Source organism: Vibrio sp. YT-19(2023) (assembly GCF_033337395.1).
The window spans coordinates 1-22,790 of record NZ_JAWOQN010000039.1 but is presented as its reverse complement, the minus strand read 5'-3'; the positions used below and the strand labels follow the sequence as shown (position 1 = coordinate 22,790).

General features: G+C 45.5%; 15 protein-coding genes and 5 tRNA genes. 8 read left to right on the top strand and 12 right to left on the bottom strand.

The annotated features are described in order from the left end of the window. Positions 1-141: 141 nt before the first annotated feature. Positions 142-2,463 carry an acid phosphatase gene (locus R7E78_RS21025; protein WP_318058204.1) on the top strand — a complete coding sequence of 774 codons (2,322 nt, stop codon included), beginning with the start codon at positions 142-144 and terminating at the stop codon, positions 2,461-2,463. A 208-nt stretch (positions 2,464-2,671) separates the two neighbouring features. On the opposite strand, the gene R7E78_RS21020 is transcribed toward R7E78_RS21025, so the two are convergent. The 5 genes from R7E78_RS21020 to R7E78_RS21000 form a co-directional block, all read right to left on the bottom strand. Then, complete coding sequence (locus R7E78_RS21020; RefSeq protein WP_318058203.1) at positions 2,672-3,691, bottom strand: SPOR domain-containing protein; 1,020 nt, start codon at positions 3,689-3,691, stop codon at positions 2,672-2,674. A gap of 157 nt (positions 3,692-3,848) precedes the next feature. Next, on the bottom strand, positions 3,849-4,799 hold the full coding sequence (locus R7E78_RS21015) for an ABC transporter permease (RefSeq protein ID WP_033907403.1): 951 nt from the start codon (positions 4,797-4,799) through the stop codon (positions 3,849-3,851). Between the two features lie 2 nt (positions 4,800-4,801). Continuing rightward, positions 4,802-5,779 (bottom strand): ABC transporter permease, encoded by a 978-nt coding sequence (locus R7E78_RS21010; protein ID WP_005379110.1) that lies wholly within the window; start codon positions 5,777-5,779, stop codon positions 4,802-4,804. Positions 5,780-5,926: 147 nt separating this feature from the next. Continuing rightward, a complete protein-coding gene (locus R7E78_RS21005; protein WP_005379109.1) occupies positions 5,927-7,480 on the bottom strand; it encodes an ABC transporter substrate-binding protein in 1,554 nt (517 codons plus the stop codon). 92 nt (positions 7,481-7,572) lie between these two features. Next, the gene (locus R7E78_RS21000; RefSeq protein ID WP_005379108.1) at positions 7,573-9,288 is read right to left on the bottom strand and encodes a dipeptide ABC transporter ATP-binding protein; all 1,716 of its coding nucleotides are present in this window, start codon (positions 9,286-9,288) and stop codon (positions 7,573-7,575) included. 662 nt (positions 9,289-9,950) lie between these two features. Between R7E78_RS21000 and R7E78_RS20995 the strand changes: the two genes are divergently transcribed. Beyond that, positions 9,951-10,676, top strand: coding sequence for an HAD family hydrolase (locus tag R7E78_RS20995; protein ID WP_005379107.1), 726 nt, complete (start codon positions 9,951-9,953; stop codon positions 10,674-10,676). A 338-nt stretch (positions 10,677-11,014) separates the two neighbouring features. Here the strand turns inward: R7E78_RS20995 and R7E78_RS20990 are convergent. The 5 genes from R7E78_RS20990 to R7E78_RS20970 form a co-directional block, all read right to left on the bottom strand. After that, positions 11,015-11,091 (bottom strand) — tRNA-Pro (locus tag R7E78_RS20990). 64 nt (positions 11,092-11,155) lie between these two features. Further along, positions 11,156-11,231: transfer RNA gene (locus R7E78_RS20985), tRNA-His, on the bottom strand. 47 nt (positions 11,232-11,278) lie between these two features. Beyond that, a tRNA-Pro gene (locus R7E78_RS20980) sits at positions 11,279-11,355 on the bottom strand. Positions 11,356-11,424: 69 nt separating this feature from the next. Continuing rightward, positions 11,425-11,500 (bottom strand) — tRNA-His (locus R7E78_RS20975). 33 nt (positions 11,501-11,533) lie between these two features. Next, positions 11,534-11,610, bottom strand: a tRNA-Arg gene (locus R7E78_RS20970). A gap of 335 nt (positions 11,611-11,945) precedes the next feature. Here R7E78_RS20970 and R7E78_RS20965 point away from each other — a divergent pair. Beyond that, positions 11,946-12,359, top strand: a complete 414-nt coding sequence (locus tag R7E78_RS20965) for a c-type cytochrome (RefSeq protein WP_005384252.1) — start codon at positions 11,946-11,948, stop codon at positions 12,357-12,359. 73 nt (positions 12,360-12,432) lie between these two features. Here the strand turns inward: R7E78_RS20965 and rep are convergent, their stop codons facing one another. Continuing rightward, positions 12,433-14,448 (bottom strand): DNA helicase Rep, encoded by a 2,016-nt coding sequence (gene rep / locus R7E78_RS20960; RefSeq protein ID WP_005379104.1) that lies wholly within the window; start codon positions 14,446-14,448, stop codon positions 12,433-12,435. A 170-nt stretch (positions 14,449-14,618) separates the two neighbouring features. Here rep and R7E78_RS20955 point away from each other — a divergent pair, with 170 nt between their 5' ends. The 4 genes from R7E78_RS20955 to ubiK all read left to right on the top strand — a co-directional run bounded on the left by R7E78_RS20955 (position 14,619) and on the right by ubiK (position 19,843). Beyond that, the gene (locus R7E78_RS20955; protein WP_005384254.1) at positions 14,619-15,200 is read left to right on the top strand and encodes a TetR/AcrR family transcriptional regulator; all 582 of its coding nucleotides are present in this window, start codon (positions 14,619-14,621) and stop codon (positions 15,198-15,200) included. A gap of 18 nt (positions 15,201-15,218) precedes the next feature. Further along, positions 15,219-16,325 (top strand): multidrug efflux RND transporter periplasmic adaptor subunit VmeC, encoded by a 1,107-nt coding sequence (gene vmeC / locus R7E78_RS20950; protein ID WP_005379101.1) that lies wholly within the window; start codon positions 15,219-15,221, stop codon positions 16,323-16,325. A gap of 12 nt (positions 16,326-16,337) precedes the next feature. Then, positions 16,338-19,460, top strand: a complete 3,123-nt coding sequence (gene vmeD, locus R7E78_RS20945; protein WP_005379100.1) for a multidrug efflux RND transporter permease subunit VmeD — start codon at positions 16,338-16,340, stop codon at positions 19,458-19,460. 131 nt (positions 19,461-19,591) lie between these two features. Further along, a complete protein-coding gene (gene ubiK, locus R7E78_RS20940) occupies positions 19,592-19,843 on the top strand; it encodes a ubiquinone biosynthesis accessory factor UbiK (protein ID WP_005379099.1) in 252 nt (83 codons plus the stop codon). A 266-nt stretch (positions 19,844-20,109) separates the two neighbouring features. On the opposite strand, the gene ilvC is transcribed toward ubiK, so the two are convergent. Further along, entirely contained in the window at positions 20,110-21,594 is a 1,485-nt protein-coding gene (ilvC, locus tag R7E78_RS20935) for a ketol-acid reductoisomerase (protein ID WP_005379098.1), read from the bottom strand. A 143-nt stretch (positions 21,595-21,737) separates the two neighbouring features. Between ilvC and ilvY the strand changes: the two genes are divergently transcribed. Beyond that, the gene (gene ilvY / locus R7E78_RS20930) at positions 21,738-22,628 is read left to right on the top strand and encodes an HTH-type transcriptional activator IlvY (RefSeq protein ID WP_005379097.1); all 891 of its coding nucleotides are present in this window, start codon (positions 21,738-21,740) and stop codon (positions 22,626-22,628) included. Positions 22,629-22,790: the final 162 nt, after the last annotated feature.

The window sequence follows — 22,790 nt, the reverse complement described above, 5'->3', positions numbered from 1 at the left end:
GCGGATTTTCGTGTCTTGAACCTAAGCTCAATAGTCATTAAAAAGACACCACTCTCTTATATCTCACTAGTGAGATATAAAGAAAAAAATAATAAAAAAAGCGACTTTCTCATTCGGAAACGAAACAAGGACAAATAAATAATGAATAAGGTGAGTTTACTAGCAGCGTCAGTGGCTATCGCTCTTACAGGCTGTGGCGGTTCAGATGGTGGTTCAAACAGTGCTAACGACGGCGTGGTGATCACAGGTTTTGACGGCTACTTCAAGCATGCCGTTGTTTTTGAAGATACGAACAACAACGGCCAATGGGACACTCAAGAAACATTCCTTGGTCTGACCGATGAGAAAGGTCAACTGAAATTGGATGCAAAACCAGAAAGCACTCTAGCACTACAGACCATCACACCAAACGGTTCAAAGCAGAAACAGCTCATCGCCTTGGATGCGAAAGAGTACGCTGGCAAATACACGGTTGATATGGATCATCCAGGCCAAGCTATGGCGCACGAAATCGTATTCCGTGCACCAACATCATCAAACGTGATTTCACCTATCACGGATCTTGTGGCGATTGAAATGGCAAAAGATCCAGCCATTAGTGAAGAAGATGCGAAAGCGAAAGTAAACCAAGCGCTAGGAGGCTCAGAAGAAGCACCAATTAATCTGTACAGTGATTTTGTTGAAGGTGCGACAAAAAACGCCGAACTACATAAAACCGCTCAGATTCTGACCGACTCGAAAGCACAAAACCCAACGAACTACGAGAAAAAAGCCACGGAGTTTGCTCAAGCGGCAAACCAAGAAGTGGAACGTCTTGTTGCATCTGGCGAAAACATCAATGACCCAAATCTACGTCCAATCATCACTGACGCGACCCCAGACAGCGACACCTTAGCACCTGAAACGGCAGTTAATAACAAGCTAACCGTAAACAAAATCGTCGAAAAGGCAGCTAAAGATAAGCTAGAAAAACTACCAAAAATCGTACAAGGCGTGGATTTTGATGGCTTAGAGCTAGACATTGAAGGTCTATTTGCAGACAAAGACCAAAACCTTGTGACAACCAAACTGACGCACAACTTTGCAGGCACAGGCATTGAAGTTGTGCAAACTGGCAACCTGATTGTTCTACATCCAACTGCAATCGTAGAGAAAGCTGGTGATTTTGAGATTGTTCTAACGGCGCAAGACATTGATTCGTCAGGTAAGGTTTTGGGTACGGTAAGCACCGTATTTCAGTTCGAAATCGAATCGGCAAACTTACCACCAATGGTTGTAGAAACAGAACAAGCGCGTCTGCAGTCCATCGTTGATGGTTGGTACCTACAACAAGGTGAAGTGTTTGAACAAACACTCGATATTTCTGGTTTGTTCCAAGATAAAGACGGTCAAATTACCGACTACTCAGCGGACTATGTAGACATTGAAGGTCTAACAGTATCTGAGGATGGTAATGCAATTATCACCATTAAAGGCACACCAACAAAAGCAGGTGAAGCTGGAGCAGTACTTGCGATTAGCGCAACAGATGGCCATACCGCGGTACAAATTGCGCTCAGCATGCCAACGGTTATCGAAGGCGTCACGCCACCACCAGTAGTACCGACTTTGGGCTTCACTCACGAGCACTTCAACGGTCAAGAATGGAAAATGGGTAGCTTTGCACAGAAAGATGGTGAAATTGGCTACGCCATGTTGATGCAAGATTCTGAAGGCCTACTATTCTGCTGGGGTTCAAACCACGATGAGATGAATCAAGAGTACAAAGCGAACATCAGTGACTTCCTAAAAGACACATGGGAACACGATGCTTACGCCATTCTTGCCGATCTGGACCAACAAACTGGTTACACGGAATACAACAATAAAGACTGTAACGACGTTGAGCTGAAAGACGGTAAGCTATACAACAGCTACGGCGACGAGTATGAAATGTTGTACCAGCACAAAACCGAGCATAACGGTACTCAAATGATCGTTAAAATATCAGATGATGAGCTGTTCTGGATGGACTCAAGCAATACCCCATTTGCAGAATCACTTTCGGTTGCAGAACACATCAAACAAGGCACGGTAGAGCATGACTTGATGGTAGAAAGTAATGGCACAGGCGACGACACAGTCCTGAAATACTCGTCAGGTACGTACGAATACGACACTGATACTTACAACTACACTTCGTTCATGCCAACAGGATTCCAAACTCCAGGTAATTGGGAAGTCCTGAATGATGAAGACCGCGAACTGCTGATTCTAGAAGAAACAGGCTCAGAGTCAGATTACAAAACTCGTCATCGTTACATCAACCGCGATTTTGGTGACTTTTATATTGGTATTCGTTGGAGTAAAGAACAAAACGGTCATGAATCCGCACCGGAATATGGTCTGTACTCTAACAGCAAAGAAGCCATGACAAGCATCGCGAGTTCACTACCGATTTTGGAGCCTGGTGATGATGACTAAAGCAACCATCGTTAACCCTTGCTGTGATAGCGTACATTTGCGTAGAAGACGCAGAACACTTTGGGAACGATTGGTCGGCATCAAAGAAGTGTATATCTGCTCTAACTGTCACAAAGAAACGCCACTCAAATAGCGATAATATTTGAGACCGCAAAAAAGCCCCGAACTCGGGGCTTTCTTCTATATTTTGACCACAATATCTGAGTCGTTATTTCACGCACACCACGTTCAATAATGAGGTCCCGGTGAGCTGATTGGGCTCACGATCGGCGAACAAACCTTTCTTATCTTTGCCCCAATACGGCAGTTGCAGTGGCCATTGATTTTTTTCCATCACCCCAGACGCCCTCAGCGCTTTAAACTCTGCAGGGTTAGCTAAGCTCATACCCAGTTGCTGACATACTTTGTGCGAGTTTTCGTAGTTGAGGCGGTTCCACGGCTTACCATGTTCCATGTAAAACTGATTATGGTGATCGAGTAAATATGGGACCACGTACGTTTTGCCCTGTACTGAAGTTCTCAACCGAACTTCAATGTCATCATTTCCAGTGACAATTGGCTTCGCTTTGGTCTTAGCAACAGGCGTAGACGAAGAGCTATCACGTGAACTTTTTGCCTTGGTATCTGGCTTCTCTGCCCGCGCTTTAAAGGCGTCGGTATCAGCTCGCACAGCAGGAACTGGCGCGGGTTTCGGGGTCACCGTCGGTGTTGGCTTAACCGAAGATGCGGCTGATTTCGACGATACAGTAGATTTAGGTGTAGGTGGTGTTACTGGTTGTTTCGTCCCTTTCCCAACCACTCGGATGAACGCCTCTTTGTAATTCGACAAGGTTTTGACTCCTCGTAAGTCATCCCTCGCATCAGACAATGCCTTGTAAGGTCCAATCAAACAGCGATAGCCTTTGGATTCAGGCTTCATCCATACGTCAGTCGTGATTTTACTATAGAGAGGCTTAGCTTTCGCGAGAGACATAGGCTTGGGTAGCAATCCGCATTGAATCCAGTAAAGGTAGTTGCCCCCCTGCGGCACTTTCTTTCCCCATACTCCGTTACCAATTGGGCACGTTTTCTCAAGCATCGGTAATTCTTTCTCGCTGGCTTGAGTGGCTTGGCAAAGGAACTCCTCCGCCGATACTGGGCTAGAAAACTGGGCGCATACCAGCGACAAGCCGAAAGCTAGGCTTGCTTGGAAGATACGAGATGGGTGTTGTGCCTTCTTCATTTCCATACACTTCACTCTAAATTAGTGGGTAAGGTCATTATGGCGGCAAAGCGCCAAAAAAATGTGAACAAAGAATAACTAGCAAAAAAAGAGCCGGAATTTGCATCCGGCTCTCAGTTTAGGAAGGAATTAAGCGAATTTACAACGCTTGGTGGGAAAATTCTTATCCTTTGTACAGTTTCGGGTTGAATACATCACGTAGCCAGTCGCCCAACAGGTTGATAACCAAAACCAATGTTACGAGCACGATGCCTGGGAAGGCAGTAATCCACCACGCACCTGAGAAGATGTAGTTAAAGCCGATGCTGATCAGCGCACCTAGTGACGGCTGATCAACAGGAAGACCCAAACCTAGGAATGACAGTGCCGCTTCCGACATGATCGCGTTCGCTACCTGTACCGTCGAGATAACCAAGATTGGCGATAGACAGTTCGGCAGAATGTGACGGAACATGATTCGCGGAGCTTTAAAGCCCATCACACGCGCCGCTTCGACGTATTCTTTCTTCTTCTCTGCCAATACCGAGGCGCGAATGGTACGTGCGTATTGCGGCCATTCTGCCACACCGATGATCACCACCAGCATGACCACCGCATATTGGCTGTAAAAATCACTGCCAAAGCTGGCTTTGAAGATGGCCGATACGATGATCGCCACCATCATGGTTGAGAACGATAGTTGAACATCCGCAAAGCGCATCAAGAAGCTATCGATACGACCACCGAAGTAACCCGCCGACAAACCAATGATGATACCCAGTACCAACTGAAGACCGACGGCTAAAAAGCCGATCGTCAAAGACAAACGAGAGCCGTAAAGAATGGTCGATAAAATATCGCGGCCTTGCTCGTCAGTACCCAACACAAAGCGCTCATCGCCATCTTCCATCCACGAAGGTGGCAACTCAGAGTCCATGATGTCGATAGACGTCAGATCGTACGGGTCTGTTGGCGCAAGAATCGGTGCAGCCAATGCCAATACTAAGAACATCATAAAGACGGTAAAACTCGCCATCGCCACTTTGTCGCGTTTGAAGTAATACAGAAAATCTGACTCTTTGAAACGCTGCCACGCTGATGGAGCAGGAGCTGGTGTTAAATTTGATTGGCTCATGATTAAGCTCCTTTTCCAGTTAGGTTCACAGTTGGGTTGATGATGCCGTACAGCAAGTCAACGATGGTATTGGTTACCACGAAGATCAGACCAACAAAGATAACGTAGGCAGTGATCAGCGGTGTATCTACACGGTTGATTGCCTCTAGGAAAAGGAAGCCAGTGCCCGGCCATTGGAACACGGTTTCAGTAAGAATGGTGTAGGCCACCATGGTACCAATCTGCACGCCACCTACCGTCAATACTGGTAGCATGGTGTTCTTAAGTGCATGTTGGTAATAAATCTTTTGTAAGTTCAAACCTTTTGCTTTGGCGAACTTAATGTATTCCGAACTCAGTACTTCCAGCATTTCTGAACGTACCAAACGGATGAACAACGGCAGCATGATAGACGCTAGCGCAATACAAGGTAGGATGAGGTGCTTGATACCATCAATGGTAAAGAAGCCAGATTCCCAACCGAGTACGTTAGCGGTTTCACCTCGCCCATAGGAAGGCAGCCAGCCGAGTTCGATGGAGAAGACATACATCAGCATGATTGCGGTTAAGAACACCGGAATCGAGATACCGACACTGCTCATCGCCATGACAAATTTGGTAAAAACACTCTTAGGATGAATCGCAGAGTACACCCCAAGCGGAATAGAGAAAACAATGATGATAAGCGTCGCGCCAAACACGAGCTCTAATGTAGCCACCAGCTTGTCGAGAATCACCTCAACCGCAGGTCGCTTGAAAAAATATGAGGTACCCAAATCACCTTGCAGTGCATTACCCACAAAGCGCGTATACTTTGTGATAAAGGGATCGTTCAGGCCTAAGTCGTCGCGTAGCGCTTGACGCTCCGATTCCGAAACCGACTGACCTACAAGCTCACGCAGCGGATCACCCAGGTTGTCCTGAATGGCAAACGCCACCAAACTGATCACAAACATCACTATCAGTGCCTGAAACAGGCGCTTGACCAGAAACGAAAACATTCCTTGCCCCTTAACTATCCATAGATCTCTAAATTAGAGAGAAAATTCAGTCTAAATAACCAACTCAATCCGACTGAAACAAAATTGAGTCGAGTGCTTTAAGTTGAGGAGGGAAATCCATCCCTCCTCAAAGTAGACTAACCGTGATTATTCAACCACTAGGTCACCGAAGTAAGGCATTACCATTGGGTTAACGATATCTGCCGCTTTCACGTTAGACTTCGCGCCCCATGCTTCACTTTGCCAGTGTAGCGGTACGAATGCTGCGTCGTTGTATAGTGTCGCTTCTACGCCCTTCAGCATTTCTGCACGTTTCGCTGGATCTGTTTCTACGTTCGCAGCTTCAACTACTTTGTCCATTTCTGGGTTTGAGTAGTAACCACAGTTGTACTGACCACGACCGGTTTCTTCGTTACGAGTCATCGTTAGGAACTCGTTGAAGTTCGCTGAGTCTTCTGTATCTGAGTGCCAACCGATCATCAGCATGTCTGCCGCACACTTGTCGAACTCAGGCCAGTACTGCGCTTTTGGCATGGTCTTCAGATCAACCTTGATACCGATCTTAGACAACATTGCCGCCGCCGCTTGTGCTACTTTCGCATCGTTCACGTAACGGTTGTTTGGTGCGATCATCGTTAGCGTCAGGCCATTTTCGTAACCCGCTTCTTTCATCAGCTCTTTCGCTTTCTTCAGATCGTAGCGAGGAACCAGTTTGTCATCGTGACCCACGTAACCTGCCGGGCTTTGCTGACCAGCGGCCGTTGCGAAGCCTTTCATGATTTTCTTCACGATACCTTCGTTATTGATTGCGTGAACAATCGCTTGGCGAACGCGAACGTCTTTCAATGCTTCGTTGCTGTTTTGGTTTAGTTGGAACGTGATGATACGAGTACCAGGTAGCGTAACTAGGTCGATGCCGTCAGCATCTTCAACGCGTTTGTGGTCGTTTGGCGCTACTGGGTGAATCATGTCTACACCGCCAGAAAGCAGCGCTGCTACACGAGTTGCGTCTTCTTTGATTGGCACAAGCGTTAGCTTATCAACATTACCTTTCGACTCTTTGTCCCAGTAATCTTTAAAGCGTTCAAATTCCACTTTTACGCCCTGCTCACGTGAAGTCACAATGAATGGCCCCGTGCCAGATACGTTAGTCGATGCAAATGAGTTACCGTGCTTCACTAACTCAGACTTGTCTTTGCCGTCCGCAGTTTTGCCCGTGTAGAACTTGCTGTCCATAGGGAAAATGTACGTTGCGGTTTGCAGCACTAGTGGGTAAGGACCTTTAGTTACAAGATCGAACGTGTTGTCGTCAACTTTGACGATTTTTTCGTACGGGTCGAAGATGTTTTTAAAGTCAGGAGAGCTTTGTAAACGCTGGAACGTCCACACGACGTCGTCAGCCGTTAGAGTATTGCCAGAATGGAATTTCACACCTTCACGCAGTTTGAAACGAACAGTCGTATCGTTAATACGTTCCCAGCTTTCCGCTAGGCGAGGCTCGAAATCCATTTTTTGAGTAAAGCGAACCAACGGATCAAATACCATGTGTGACATTTGCAGTGTGCCACCTGATAGCTGCTCATGTGGGTCAAGCGATACTGGGTCAGCTGCATAGCCAACTTTGATATCTGCTGCCATTGCGTTAAAGCTTAGGCCCGCAGCCATTAGCGCCACTGCTAATTTGCTTTTCATGGTTTTCATTTGCATAACTCCTTCATGCGGGGATACGGATCCCTTGTTGTTGTGTTTGCGTCTTTGTTATGACTAAAGGTTAGCCAAGCGAATTGCTTGGTTTATGCCGTTTCGATCTCTTCTCGCAAGCCTGTAAACTCCGGCATCAGAGAAATCAATTTTTTGCTGTATTCGTGTTGAGGTGCCGTGAATAACTGTTCTGTTGGTGCCACTTCTAAAAGTGTACCCATTTGCATCACACCTACTCGGTCACACATCTGACGAATAACAGGTAAATCGTGGCTGATAAACAACATAGTCAAGTTCAGCTCACTTTGCAGATCTTTCAGCAAGTTTAGAATTTGTGCCTGTACCGATACGTCCAGTGCTGAGGTCGGTTCATCACAAATCAAAAGTCGAGGACGAGTCGCCAACGCACGCGCAATAGAAATACGTTGACGTTGACCACCGGAGAATTCATGAGGATACTTTAGCCCAGCCATTCGACCCAAACCAACATGATCCAATAGGTCATTCACGATTTGGCGAGTTTCCGACTCGTTTTTCGTCAATTTATGAAAACGGATTGGCTCAGCAATAATATCAAATACCTTCATACGAGGGTTCATTGAAGTATACGGGTTTTGGAACACCATCTGCATTTGACGACGCATCGGGCGGCGCTCTTTCTCAGAGGTTAAAGCGGTCAGGTCAATGCCCTCGAATTTCACCTGACCAGAGTTAGGTTGGTATAAACCAGCAATCACACGTGCAATGGTCGATTTACCTGAACCAGACTCGCCCACCAAACCAAAGGTTTCGCCTTCGTGCACTTCAAAGCTCACATTATTAGATGCTTGCACGTATTCTCGGCGGCTCTCGAACAAAGAGTCTTTGGTCACAAAGCGAAGATTGACGTTCTTCACGTCCAAAAGCGGGCCAGTGTACTCACGCTCATCTTGGCTTTGTCCTAACCAGTGGTTCTTGATATCGAGTGGCTCCATTTCCGCCGCTTCTTCGATATAGCTTACTAACGGGAAACGATCTAGCTTTCTGTCTGAACGTGGTACCGCTGAAATTAGACTGCGAGTGTAAGAGTGATCAGGATCACCCAATACTTTGGCTGTTGGTCCAAACTCCACCAAGTCACCACGATACATTACCGCCACGCGATCGGTGACGTTGGAGACGACACCCATATCGTGAGTAACCAACATACAGCCGACATTGTTCTTGATACACAGCTCGCGGATCAAGTTGAGGATTTGGTCTTGGATAGAAACGTCTAACGCCGTAGTTGGTTCGTCCGCGATGATGAGATCAGGCTCACCAGCCAAAGCAATAGCAATGACAACACGCTGACGCATACCACCAGAGAATTGGTGCGGGTACTGTTTTAAGCGGTTTTCTGGTTGCGGAATACCAACCTGCTGCATAAGAGAAAGCGCGCGCTGATACGCCTCTTCATCAGAGACCTTCATGTTAGCGTGGATCGTCTCTTTCAGCTGTTGCTCAACAGTAAAAAGTGGATTGAGCGAGGTCATCGGATCTTGGAAAATAAAACCTATTTTCGAGCCGCGAACCTTACGCATCGCTTCTGGTGATAGGCCAGAAATTTTTTCTCCATCCAAGAATACATCACCGCTAGCAACGCGACCTGGGGGACTAAGCAAATCGATAACAGCGTTACCAACGGTGGATTTACCCGCACCTGATTCGCCAACAACACCCACGATTTCACCACGTTCAATATGAAAAGAAAGTGACTTCACGGCAGCGTGAACGCCGTGTCGGGATGGGTATTCAATACGAAGGTTTTTCACTTCTAATAGTGACATTTCAGACCTCTACTGCCTTGTCTGTGGTATCGAATCATGCCAAAGGCACCATTCATCACCTGAATGAATCCGTTCAAATTCAGAATAATACTCTGAAATCTTAATGCGGAAATAATTTGGCAAAAATCACACAAAAAAGCAACAATTAAAGTATATTCCGCCGAAAAAACATTAAATAAACGCACAATTAGCGAATAAAAATGCATTAACAAGTATTTAACTATTTTCATATCACACTATTTTTGTGCGTCATGCACCAATAAAACTAGAAAAATGCTCTAAAAGTAAACATGAACTAAACAAAATCATTAACCGCATTATTCATGTGCATTTATTAACATTTAACAAACAATATCATATGCAAAAAGTGTTTTTTCAACATAAAAAACTATTAATAAAATAGTCGGCAAATACAAAAAGCCAAACTTAGGAAGAGAAAGGATAGGTCAAAACGTGAACAAAACAGCAAAACCACACAAATCCTGCTCCAACGCAGAATATGCGTCACTTAAGCGGTTTATTGACTAAGCAAAAGGAAAGTACCGCTATCCTCATTCGTACGTCATAAGAAAACTCGCCGGTTTTAACCCTTTACGACACAATTGAGAGTGGGATAATAGATGAACAGTGTCAAAGCCAAGCCGTAAATAAAAGGAGCCCCTGTGCTTAAAGCGATTTTTTTTGATATGGACGAGACTTTATGTGCAACGTCACAAGCCGATAAAGTTGCAGGACAAGCGTTTACAACTTGGATTCATAAGACCTACCCACAAGTTACCGAGCCAAAAGCGTTTTTGCAGCGCTACTTACAGGGTGTATACAAAAAGCTGAATGCTGAGTTCCCTCACCTTGTGGCTCTGCTACCCGATGAAAATGCCTTCCGTTGTGGCCTGATCCAAAACATCTTGGCGGAGCAAGGCGTCAGCATCACTGCAAAAGAGGCTCAACAAGCTCAAGACTACTTTGACTCTGCACGTATGGGCGCGTTCACCTTCTTCCCTGGTGTAAAAGAAATGCTCAGCGACCTTCGTCAACATTACAAACTCGTCGTGATCACTAACGGCCCGATTTTTTCTCAACACCCTAAATTAAACGCGACACAAATGAGCAACTGGGTGGACCATATTATTGTGGGAGGAGAAGAGCCAGAAGAGAAACCTGCTACAAGTATTTTCCAAAAAGCGCTCGACTTGGTCGAAGTAAAACCAGAAGAGGCTCTACACGTGGGCGACTCTTTACCTGCTGACATTGCTGGCGCTAACAATATGGGCATTTTGAGTGTGTGGGTGAATGCGACAGGCGCAAGTAACTCAACGGATATAACGCCAAGTTTTGAAATCCAAGAAACGGTAGAACTGAAAGAAATCCTTAAAACACTCGCCCAATAAAAGCAGCGGATTAGAAAACTACAAAACCCCAGACACTGCTCTGGGGTTTATTTTGTCAGCTCGAAAAGCATTTGGATCATAGGTGGTCAAAAGCCCCTAGAGCTGTACACTTTGGGGAAAAATTGAAATGGAATGCCGATTCTTTTCAGGAGAGATGCAAAAAAGCCCCAGTCTTTCGACTGAGGCTCTAAATAGCGGTCGGTGAAGAGCCGAATTCTAACTTCAGGCGAACCCCACTTGGGTTCAAATCCATTGATACATTACCGACTAATACAGTCCAAGCGAGATCATAAACTCTAAAACGACGAAAGCCTGCTAAAAAGCAGGCTTTCTAATAGTGGTCGGTGAAGAGGGATTCGAACCCCCGACCCTCTGGTCCCAAACCAGATGCGCTACCAAGCTGCGCTATTCACCGAACTGTATTTGCTGATTTTCTCAAATCAGACAGGACACTTCAACTAAGAAATCACCTTAATTAATGGGGTGGCTAACGAGATTCGAACTCGCGACCACCGGAATCACAATCCAGGGCTCTACCAACTGAGCTATAGCCACCATCAATTTTTTCTGTTTACCGCTCTATATAGCCATAAACTAAATAGTGGTCGGTGAAGAGGGATTCGAACCCCCGACCCTCTGGTCCCAAACCAGATGCGCTACCAAGCTGCGCTATTCACCGACGATGTTTTATCTTGATTAAATCAAGATTGGGAGCAATGCTACCGCATTCAATCTAAAAAAGAAAGAATGGGGTGGCTAACGAGACTTGAACTCGCGACAACCGGAATCACAATCCGGGGCTCTACCAACTGAGCTATAGCCACCACTGATTTTTACCGATGTATCCTCCGAGGCAATGGTACGCCCGAAAGGATTCGAACCTTCGACCTTTGGCTCCGGAGGCCAACGCTCTATCCAACTGAGCTACGGGCGCATGCCCTATCGGCGGAGTGGAATAATACGGATATCACACTATGCCGTCTAGTACTTTTTTTACTTTTTTTATCGTTTGGTCTCTTTTTCGACAGTTATCTTCCGTTAAAGTGGATTTTTGATGTGATTCACGCCCTGTCATGGATAACTTGTTGTTTATTGCAACAAGTTATCGGGATATAATCACCCATTATTTACATTGATTTAACAGCTGCAACCAAGTTGTCTAATCATTCTATGCCATTCAGTGGAATTTAATGATTTCTCTGCTCGGCATTAATACTCTAACTATATAAATAGGTAAGTCACTTACCTCGGGAATGTGAAGTGGGTTTAATGGATATGTCTCGACAAATGATTAGCGTTTTGTTCGCTGCCTTAACGTTTTCTACGGCAGCTTTAGCTTCTGACATCAGCCAAACTGAATACGATGCGATCGCAGAACGCATCCAACCTGTCGGTGATGTTTATCTAGCAGGTTCTGAGCCAGTGAAAGAAGAACCAACCGGTCCACGTGATGGCGCCACAGTTTATGGTACTTTTTGTATTGCTTGTCACGCATCTGGTGTAAACGGCGCACCTAAAACAGGTAATGCCGATGATTGGGCACCACGTATTGCACAAGGCAAAGATACGTTAGTGAAGCACGCATTAGAAGGCTTCAATGCGATGCCAGCCAAAGGAACCTGTATGGACTGTTCTGACGATGAAATCATCGCAGCAATTGACCACATGATTGAAGGTCTATAAGTAAAGACATCAACGAAAAAGGCTTGCCAGTTGGCAAGTCTTTTTGTTTTTAGTCAGTGAGAACAAGGTTACTTTACTTCTTAAACATTGCTCGAATATTGGCAATGTGTGCTTGACCTTTCGCCATACGCTCTTCTGCTGATACTGGCTTTTTGTTTACTTCCCATTCAACGTCATCAAATGGCAACTCATCCAAAAAGCGGCTTTGAGTAGGTTTGATCAACTCGCCAAACTGCCGACGCTCTTTGCACATAGTGAAAGTCAGTTCACGTTGCGCTCGAGTAATACCAACGTACATCAGGCGACGCTCTTCTTCCACGTTATCTTCATCAATACTGGTTTGGTGCGGTAAAATACCTTCTTCGGACCCAATTAAGTATACATATGGGAACTCAAGGCCTTTTGATGCGTGCAAGGTCATCAGTTGTACTGCATCACTGTCTTCATCTTCTTCACCGCGCTCCATCATGTCACGCAAGGTCAAACGTTGAACGACTTCTTTTAACGTTTTCTCTTCTTGATCGTAGTTGTCACCCTCTAGGTCCGCCACTATCCAGGAATAAAGGTCAGAAACGTTCTTCATTCTCATTTCAGCGGCTTTCGGACTTGCTGAAGTTTCGTATAGCCAATCTTCATAATGGATATCACGAACTAGCGAACGAACCGCTTCGACGGTATCACCACGCTCAGCTTGATCAGCAATCGCCACTAGCCATTGGGTGAAACGACGCAGGTTTTCTAGGCCACGTCCCGTTAGGTGCTGTTCGAGCCCCATTTCAAAGCTCGACTCAAACAGGCTCTTGCCTCGCATATTGGCATAACTGCCTAACTTCTCTAACGTCACTGGGCCAATTTCACGTCGTGGAGTATTCACAATGCGCAAAAATGCATTGTCGTCATCCGGATTAACCAAAACGCGCAAATACGCCATGATGTCTTTAATCTCTGCGCGCGCAAAAAACGAGGTGCCGCCAGAAATTTTATACGGTACACGGTTTTGCATCAGAGACTTTTCAATCAAACGTGATTGGTGGTTACCACGATATAGAATCGCATAATCTTTATATTCGGTACGGTTTAGGAACTTATGCGCAATTAGTTCACCCGTTACGCGCTCTGCTTCGTGCTCTTCATTTTTAGCCAACAACACTTTGAGTTTTTCACCGTCAGGAATTTCAGAGAACAAGGACTTCTCATAGACGTGAGGGTTGTTAGCTATCAAAATGTTGGCCGCACGCAGGATTCGACTCGTTGAACGGTAGTTTTGCTCTAGCTTAATCAAACGCAAATTCGGATAATCTTCACCCAGCAACACGAGGTTCTGAGGTTTCGCACCACGCCATGAATAAATAGACTGATCGTCATCCCCTACAACCGTCAATCGTCCACGTTCTCCGACAATTAATTTGACCAGCTCATACTGACTCGTGTTGGTATCTTGATACTCGTCAACCAGTAGGTAACGGATACGATTCTGCCAACGCTGACGAACGTCTTCATGATTACGTAAGAGTAAAACGGGCATCAAAATTAGGTCATCAAAATCAAGCGCGTTATAGGCTTTCATTTGCTTTTGGTACATATCAAAACAGAACGCAAACAATTGTTGCTGTTCACCTTGCGCACGCGCTTTGGCTTGCTCTGGCGTCAACATGTCGTTTTTCCAGTTGGAAATACAACTCAGAAGCTGACGTAGCAGATCTTTATCACCATCAAGCTGCTTTTCAGTAAGCTCTTTGAGCAGAGCTAGCTGGTCTTGGTCATCAAACAGTGAGAAGCCCGCTTTCAACCCTAAATGCTTGTACTCACGCTTGATGATGTTCAATCCTAAAGTGTGGAATGTTGATACCATCAAACCTTTAGACTCACCTTTCCCTAGCGTTTGACCTACACGCTCCTTCATTTCACGTGCTGCTTTGTTGGTAAACGTCACCGCCGCAATGTTACGCGCTTTGTAACCACATTGCTGAACCAGATAAGCGATTTTATTGGTAATAACACGAGTTTTGCCCGAGCCAGCACCAGCTAGCACTAGGCATGGACCAGACACGTATTTCACGGCTTCATCTTGACTAGGGTTCAGCTTCATAGAAATTCTCTGCGGGTGATGAATGTGGCGCCTATGATAAAGGGGTGGCCTCGTGAAAGCTATGCTGATTTCTTGTAATTTTTACACCAATTAAGTGCAATATTCTGTTGCATAAATGGCGGGTATTTAAGCTATAATGAATGAACGTTCATTCATTAAAGGGTGACATTATGAAGGATAACCCTGCTGTAGATAAACGAGAACAAATCTTAGTCGCTGCTGAACAACTCATTGCTGAATCTGGTTTTCAAGGGCTTTCCATGCAAAAGCTCGCCAATGAGGCAGGTGTCGCAGCAGGGACGATTTACCGTTATTTCTCAGATAAAGAACATCTTTTAGAGGAACTACGCCTTAACGTTGCTAAGCGTGTTGCTACTGCGGTGCAACTAGGTGTTAGTGAAGAGATGCCTTTAAAACAGCGTTATCGAACCATGTGGCTCAATATTTGGAATCTAGCGAGCTCGAACTTAAGTGCGATCAGCAACCGAGTCCAATATGAATCTTTACCCTGTTCAAATAGTAGCAAAGCTCGGGAACTTGAGAGACAAATGTTTGCCCAAGTAGATCTTCTTTTTAATCAGGGTAAAGACGAGGGAGTATTCAAGCTTCTCGATAACGAAGTACTTTCTGGATTAAGTTTTGAGGCAAGTGTTGCACTTGCTCGGAAACACGCTTTGGGATTTTATCAACTGGATAAGACGGCATTAGAGGCCGCTATTGAAGCCAGTTGGGATGCAATTATTAAACACTAACTTGGAGTTCTTAATAGAATGAAAAAGTGGACTTTCTTTATGTTACTTATCGCCGTTCTCTTGTTCGGCAGCGTGATAGGTTTCAATTTATTTAAGCAACAAAAGATCGCTGAATACATGGCAAACCGTCCTGAACCTGAGTTCCCAGTAACCGTGACAGAAGTGCAAGCGGTGGATTGGGTACCAGTCATCGAAGCAATTGGTTTTATCGAGCCAAACCAAGGCGTGACGGTAGCAAATGAGACCAGCGGTGTTATCGATAAAATCGCATTTGATTCCGGTACTCAAGTTAAATCGGGTCAGCCATTAGTGCTGCTTGATTCTGAAGTCGAAAAAGCAAATTTGAAGAGCTCGCAAGCTAAGTTGCCAGCGGCAGAAGCGAAATACAAACGCTACCAAGGCCTATTCAAAAAAGGCTCTATTTCTAAAGAAGCGTATGACGAAGCAGAAGCAAACTACTTCTCCTTAAAAGCAGACATTGAAAGCCTGAAAGCGACCATCGACCGACGCGAAATCAAAGCGCCATTTGATGGTGTGGTAGGTATTCGTAACGTGTACCTCGGTCAGTACCTACAGGCGGGCACCGACATTGTTCGCCTTGAAGATACCAGCGTGATGCGCTTGCGCTTCACCGTGCCACAAACCGATATTTCACGTATCAATATCGATCAAGAAGTGGATATCTTTGTTGACGCTTATCCAGACCAACCTTTCAAAGGGTCTATTTCTGCGATTGAACCAGCTGTAAACGTACAAAGTGGTTTGATTCAAGTTCAAGCGGATATCCCTAACAGTGACGGCAAACTGCGTAGTGGTATGTTCGCGCGTGCAAACATCATTCTGCCTAAATTAGAAAATCAGGTCACTCTACCTCAAACCGCGATCACATTTACGCTGTATGGCGACAATGTTTACATCGTAACAGAAGAAGATGGCGAAAAACGCGTTAAGCAGCATGTGGTAAAAGTTGGCGAACGCTCTAAAGATATCGCACACATTCTAGAAGGCGTGAAGCCAGGTGATGTAGTGGTGACATCGGGTCAAGTCCGTTTGAGTAACCATGCGAAAGTAAGCATTGTCGAAAGCGATGCAACTACCCCACCTGCTGAAACACCAATGCTTTAAGTTGGAGGCATCATGCGCTTTACAGATGTTTTTATAAAACGTCCAGTTTTAGCGGTATCGATCAGCTTTTTGATTGCATTGCTTGGTTTGCAAGCGGTGTTCAAAATGCAGGTTCGTGAATACCCTGAAATGACGAATACGGTGGTCACCGTGACCACCAGTTACTACGGTGCAAGTGCCAACTTGATCCAAGGCTTTATTACTCAGCCATTGGAGCAAGCGGTAGCGCAAGCCGATAATATTGATTACATGACTTCGCAATCGGTACTAGGTAAATCGACCATTACTGTCAACATGAAGTTGAATACTGATCCAAATGCGGCGTTGTCTGACATTCTGGCGAAAACCAACTCGGTACGTTCACAGCTACCAAAAGAAGCCGAAGACCCAACCGTAACCATGTCGACAGGTTCGACAACGGCGGTACTGTACATCGGCTTTACGAGTGACGAGTTATCTTCAAGCCAGATCACTGACTACCTTGAGCGTGTAATCAACCCGCAGTTGTTCACCGTAAACGGTGTGTCCAAAGTTGACCTGTATGGTGGTATGAAGTACGCACTGCGCGTATGGTTAGATCCTGCCAAAATGGGCGCTTTGAAGCTTACCGCAACCGATGTGATGAGCGTTCTTAACGCCAACAACTACCAATCTGCAACCGGTCAAGCGACGGGTGAGTTCGTGCTTTATAACGGTAGCGCAGATACTCAGGTATCAAACGTTGCTGAACTTGAAGCATTGGTCGTGAAAACTGGTGAAGGGGATGTCATCCGCCTAGGTGATATCGCTAAAGTAACGCTAGAGAAGAGTCACGACGTTTATCGCGCAAGTGCAAACGGTCAAGAAGCTGTGGTTGCGGCGATCAACGCAGCGCCAAGTGCTAACCCAATCAACATTGCAGCAGACGTACTTGAACTGTTGCCTCAGCTTGAGCGCAACCTACCAAGTAACATCAAAATGAACGTAATGTACGACTCAACTATCGCCATCAACGAATCGATTCACGAAGTAGTGAAAACGATTCTTGAAGCAGCAGTAATCGTACTTGTGGTTATCACACTGTTCCTAGGTTCATTCCGCGCGGTAATCATTCCTATCGTGACCATTCCACTTTCATTGATTGGTGTGGCAATGGTGATGCAGGCAATGGGTTTCTCTTGGAACTTGATGACGCTACTGGCGATGGTGCTTGCCATCGGTCTGGTGGTGGATGACGCGATCGTTGTACTAGAAAACGTTGACCGTCACATCAAAGAAGGGGAATCACCATTCCGAGCTGCAATCATTGGTACACGTGAAATTGCGGTTCCAGTTATCGCGATGACATTGACGCTAGGTGCAGTGTACGCACCGATCGCATTGATGGGTGGTATCACCGGTTCATTGTTCAAAGAGTTCGCTTTGACACTGGCAGGTTCAGTATTCGTATCCGGCATCATCGCTTTGACACTATCACCAATGATGTGTTCGAAGATGCTGAAGGCGAACGAGAAGCCAAGCAAGTTTGAGCAAAAAGTTCACCATATCCTTGATGGCATGACCACTCGTTACGAAGGCATGTTGAAAGCGGTAATGGCTCATCGTCCGGTTGTTATTGCGTTTGCAATCATTGTATTTGCAAGCTTACCGGTCTTGTTCAAGTTTATTCCTAGCGAACTAGCACCATCTGAAGATAAAGGTGTGGTCATGCTGATGGGTACCGCCCCATCAAACGCGAACTTGGACTATATCCAAAATACCATGGATGACGTAAACCAAATACTCTCAGATCAACCGGAGGTGGAATACGCGCAGGTCTTTAATGGTGTACCAAACTCAAACCAAGCGTTTGGCCTAGCAACATTGAAGCCTTGGAGTGAACGAGAGGCAAGCCAATCTGAAATCACGAAACGTGTGGGTGGCCTAGTATCAAGTGTACCTGGTATGTCTGTCACTGCATTCCAAATGCCAGAGCTTCCAGGTGCAGGCTCAGGTCTACCTGTTCAGTTTGTAATTACAACACCAAATAGCTTCGAGAGCTTGTTTACTATCGCTAGCGATATTCTAACCGATGTTGCAAGTAGCCCAATGTTTGTCTATTCCGACCTGGATTTGAACTACGATTCAGCAACGATGAAGATCAAGATCGATAAAGACAAAGCGGGTGCCTACGGTGTGACTATGCAAGACATTGGCATCACCCTCAGCACGATGATGGCAGATGGCTATGTAAACCGAATCGACCTGAATGGCCGCTCGTATGAGGTGATTCCTCAAGTTGAGCGTAAATGGCGTCTAAACCCAGAATCGATGAAGAACTACTATGTACGCTCTGTGGATGGTAAAGCGGTTCCATTAGGCAGTCTGATTACTATCGATGTGGTGGCTGAGCCTCGCTCTTTGCCACACTTCAACCAGCTAAACTCAGCGACTGTGGGTGCAGTACCATCGCCTAGTGTTGCTATGGGTGACGCAATCGACTGGTTTGAGAATATTGCACAAACCAAGCTGCCTGCAGGCTATAACCACGATTACATGGGCGAATCTCGTCAGTTTGTAACGGAAGGTAGTGCCTTGTATGCAACCTTCGGTCTTGCACTTGCGATCATCTTCCTCGTTCTGGCGATTCAATTTGAATCACTCCGCGATCCTATTGTCATCATGGTATCTGTACCTCTGGCAATATGTGGTGCCTTGATCGCATTGGCCTGGGGTACGGCCTCGATGAACATCTACTCGCAGGTTGGTTTGATAACGCTGGTCGGCCTAATAACCAAGCACGGTATCTTGATCTGTGAAGTCGCCAAAGAAGAGCAGTTACATAATAAACTGTCTCGTATTGATGCGGTGATGGAAGCTGCGAAAGTGCGTCTTCGCCCTATCCTAATGACCACTGCAGCGATGATCGCAGGTCTGATCCCGCTGATGTACGCAACAGGTGCAGGTGCCGCGCAACGTTTCAGTATCGGTATCGTCATCGTTGCTGGCCTTGCAATCGGTACACTGTTCACACTATTCGTGCTACCTGTGATTTACAGCTACCTAGCTGAAAAACACAAACCTCTGCCAGTATTTGTTGAAGACAAAGACTTGGAGAAGTTAGCGCGAGTTGACGAAGCGAAAGCAGCTCATCGTGAATTAGCGGATAACAGATAAGCTATTAAGGCATTCAAAAAGGTCACTTCGGTGGCCTTTTTTATTGCCGCTCTCTTTTTTGCCATCTAAATGGCGACTTTCACGTATCATTTACTTAAAATGAGGACAAATCAAAAGGAGTTTTAGCCACTATGTTTGACCCAAAGAAATTAGAGCAAATTGCTAAACAGATTCACGACTCAATGCCTCAACCTGTAAAAGAGTTGGGCTCTGATGTCGATCAGAAAGTTCGTCAAGTAATCCAAGGCCAGCTAAACAAGCTAGATGTTGTAAGTCGCGAAGAGTTTGATGTTCAAACTCAAGTTTTACTACGTACACGTCAAAAGCTAACAGAAATGGAACAGAAGTTGGCGCAACTTGAAGAAAAGCTTGCTGAAAAATAAGTATCAAAGCGCTCCTCACAAAGGAGCGTTTTTCTTATCGGCGCGCAGATAAATCGGCTAAAAACAAAAAGGCTTGGTCAACGGCGACCAAGCCTTTTGATTAGATGTTGTGTTTTATTTTGTATCTATCACTCCAGTCTGCCTGGAGTTTATCTACTGCGTTACTTGAGACTAAGTAAATTACGCTGTATTAAGGTTTCATTTCTAGGAGAAGGCGCGGACTTTACGATAGTAAACGAGCACCTTCGACACCGAAATGGAGTCATTTAGCCGCCCACCGCGATACGCTTCATATCAGTCATGTAACCACGTAGCTCTTCACCGATGTACTCTACAGGGTGGTTACGGATTGTTTCATTCACAGCGATAAGAGTCGCGTTATCCACTTGGTTAGACGTTTCACCTAAACCTTTACCAATTACGTCAGTATTTACGGCTGGCATAAACTTCTCACGTAGAAGCGGCGTTGCTACGTTAGCGAACAGGTAGTTACCGTATTCCGCAGTGTCTGAGATAACCACGTTCATCTCGTATAAACGCTTACGTGCGATAGTGTTTGCGATAAGTGGCAGCTCGTGTAGAGACTCGTAGTAAGCAGACTCATCGATGATGCCAGATGCCGTCATCGCTTCGAATGCTAGCTCAACACCCGCACGAACCATAGCAACCATCAAGATACCGTTATCGAAGTACTCTTGCTCAGAGATTTCTACGTCAGTTTCTGGGTAGTTTTCGAAAGCAGTTTCACCTGTTTCTGCACGCCAGCCTAGTAGATTTGCATCGTCGTTTGCCCAGTCAGCCATCATAGTGCTAGAGAAGTGACCGGTGATGATGTCATCCATGTGCTTGTTGTATAGCGGACGCATCAGTTCTTTTAGCTCTTCAGAAAGCTCAAATGCTTTCACTTTTGCAGGGTTAGTTAGGCGATCCATCATGTGAGTGATACCACCAAACTTCAGTGCTTCAGTGATGGTTTCCCAACCGTATTGAAGAAGCTTACCAGCGTAGCCAGGATCGATACCATCAGCAATCATCTTCTCGTAACATACGATAGAGCCAGCCTGTAGCATGCCACAAAGGATAGTTTGCTCACCCATTAGGTCAGATTTCACCTCAGCAACAAAAGAAGACTCTAGACAGCCTGCACGGTGACCGCCTGTTGCTGCAGCCCAAGCTTTCGCGATATCCCAACCTTCACCTTTTGGGTCGTTCTCTGGGTGAACAGCGATAAGAGTCGGTACACCGAAACCGCGCTTGTATTCTTCACGAACTTCCGTACCTGGACATTTAGGTGCAACCATTACTACCGTTAGGTCTTTACGGATTTGCATGCCTTCTTCAACAACGTTGAAACCGTGAGAGTAACCTAGTGCTGCGCCTTCTTTCATCAACGGCATTACCGTCTCAACAACGTTTGTGTGCTGCTTATCTGGAGTAAGGTTTACTACTAGATCAGCTTGTGGAATTAGCGTTTCGTAGCTACCTACCTCAAAACCGTTGTCTTTTGCGTTTTTGAATGACTGGCGTTGCTCATCAATCGCGGCTTGGCGAAGCGCATAAGCAACGTCTAGACCAGAGTCGCGCATGTTCAGACCTTGGTTAAGACCTTGAGCACCACAACCTACAATGACTACTTTCTTACCTTTCAGATAATCCGCTTCTGAAGCGAACTCACTGCGGTCCATAAAACGACAACGACCTAATTGGTCCAACTGCTCGCGCAAGTTTAGGGTATTGAAATAATTAGCCATCTGGGTGCTCCTTTGAGATTCTTCCATTGAGGTCAGTAATTGCCTTACCGAATAACTTCATACTAAAACAGACATGAGATTGCTTAAAGTGATATATTCACAATTAGTTATTGCAATTTATGCAACATGGAAATGAAAATTTAATGAATATCAAAAGCCTGCAACTTTTCATTCATCTCTGTGAGAGTAAAAGTTTCGCCAAGACCGCAGCGGCAATGCATATTAGCCCTTCAGCCTTAAGCCGACAGATACAAAAATTAGAGGAGGAAACCAGCCAACAATTGTTTTTACGCGACAACCGTAGCGTTGATTTAACTATCCAAGGTAAAAAGCTAGTCCCAGTAGCCTTAAAGATTCTTGGCGAATGGCAGCAGTATCAGAGTCACCTGAAGGGAACCGAGGATGAATTGAAAGGAGAAATCCGTCTCTTTTGTTCTGTTACTGCAAGCTACAGCCATCTTCCGGAGCTAATCTCTGACTTTCGTATTCAGAACCCTTTCATTGAGTTCAAACTATCAACCGGCGATCCAGCTCAAGCGATCGACAAAATACTAGCAGATGAAGCCGATATTGCCATATCAGCCAAGTCAGAACAGATGCCAAATAAAATCGCATTTGAAACGATCAGTGAAATCCCACTTTCTGTCATCGTACCTGTTGGGGTTAGTGCGTTTGCTGAAGAGCTACAAAAAGAAAAACCAGACTGGTCGGTCATTCCATTCATACTCCCAGAAGCAGGAACGGCAAGGGACAGGGCCAATACTTGGCTCAAACAAATGAAAATAAAGCCAAAGATCTACGCACAAACCTCCGGACATGAAGCCATCGTAAGTATGGTTGCATTGGGGTGTGGAGTAGGTATCGCACCTGATGTTGTAATCAACAACAGTCCGGTAAGAGAAAAGATAAATCGTTTAAAAGTCTTACCAATTAAACCTTTTAAACTTGGTGTTTGCTGCAACAAAACTCAGCTGGAGAATCCGCTTGTTAAAGCCTTTTGGAAGGTTGCAGAGAGCAAGTATATCGCACCTTAGATGAACACTTTTTAGGTATAAAGTGAGCTAATTTTAAAACTCTATAGATGCAAAAAAGCCCGCTCTTTCGAGCGGGCTTCTTAAATTTAAAGCCTGGCGATGTCCTACTCTCACATGGGGAAGCCCCACACTACCATCGGCGCTATTTCGTTTCACTTCTGA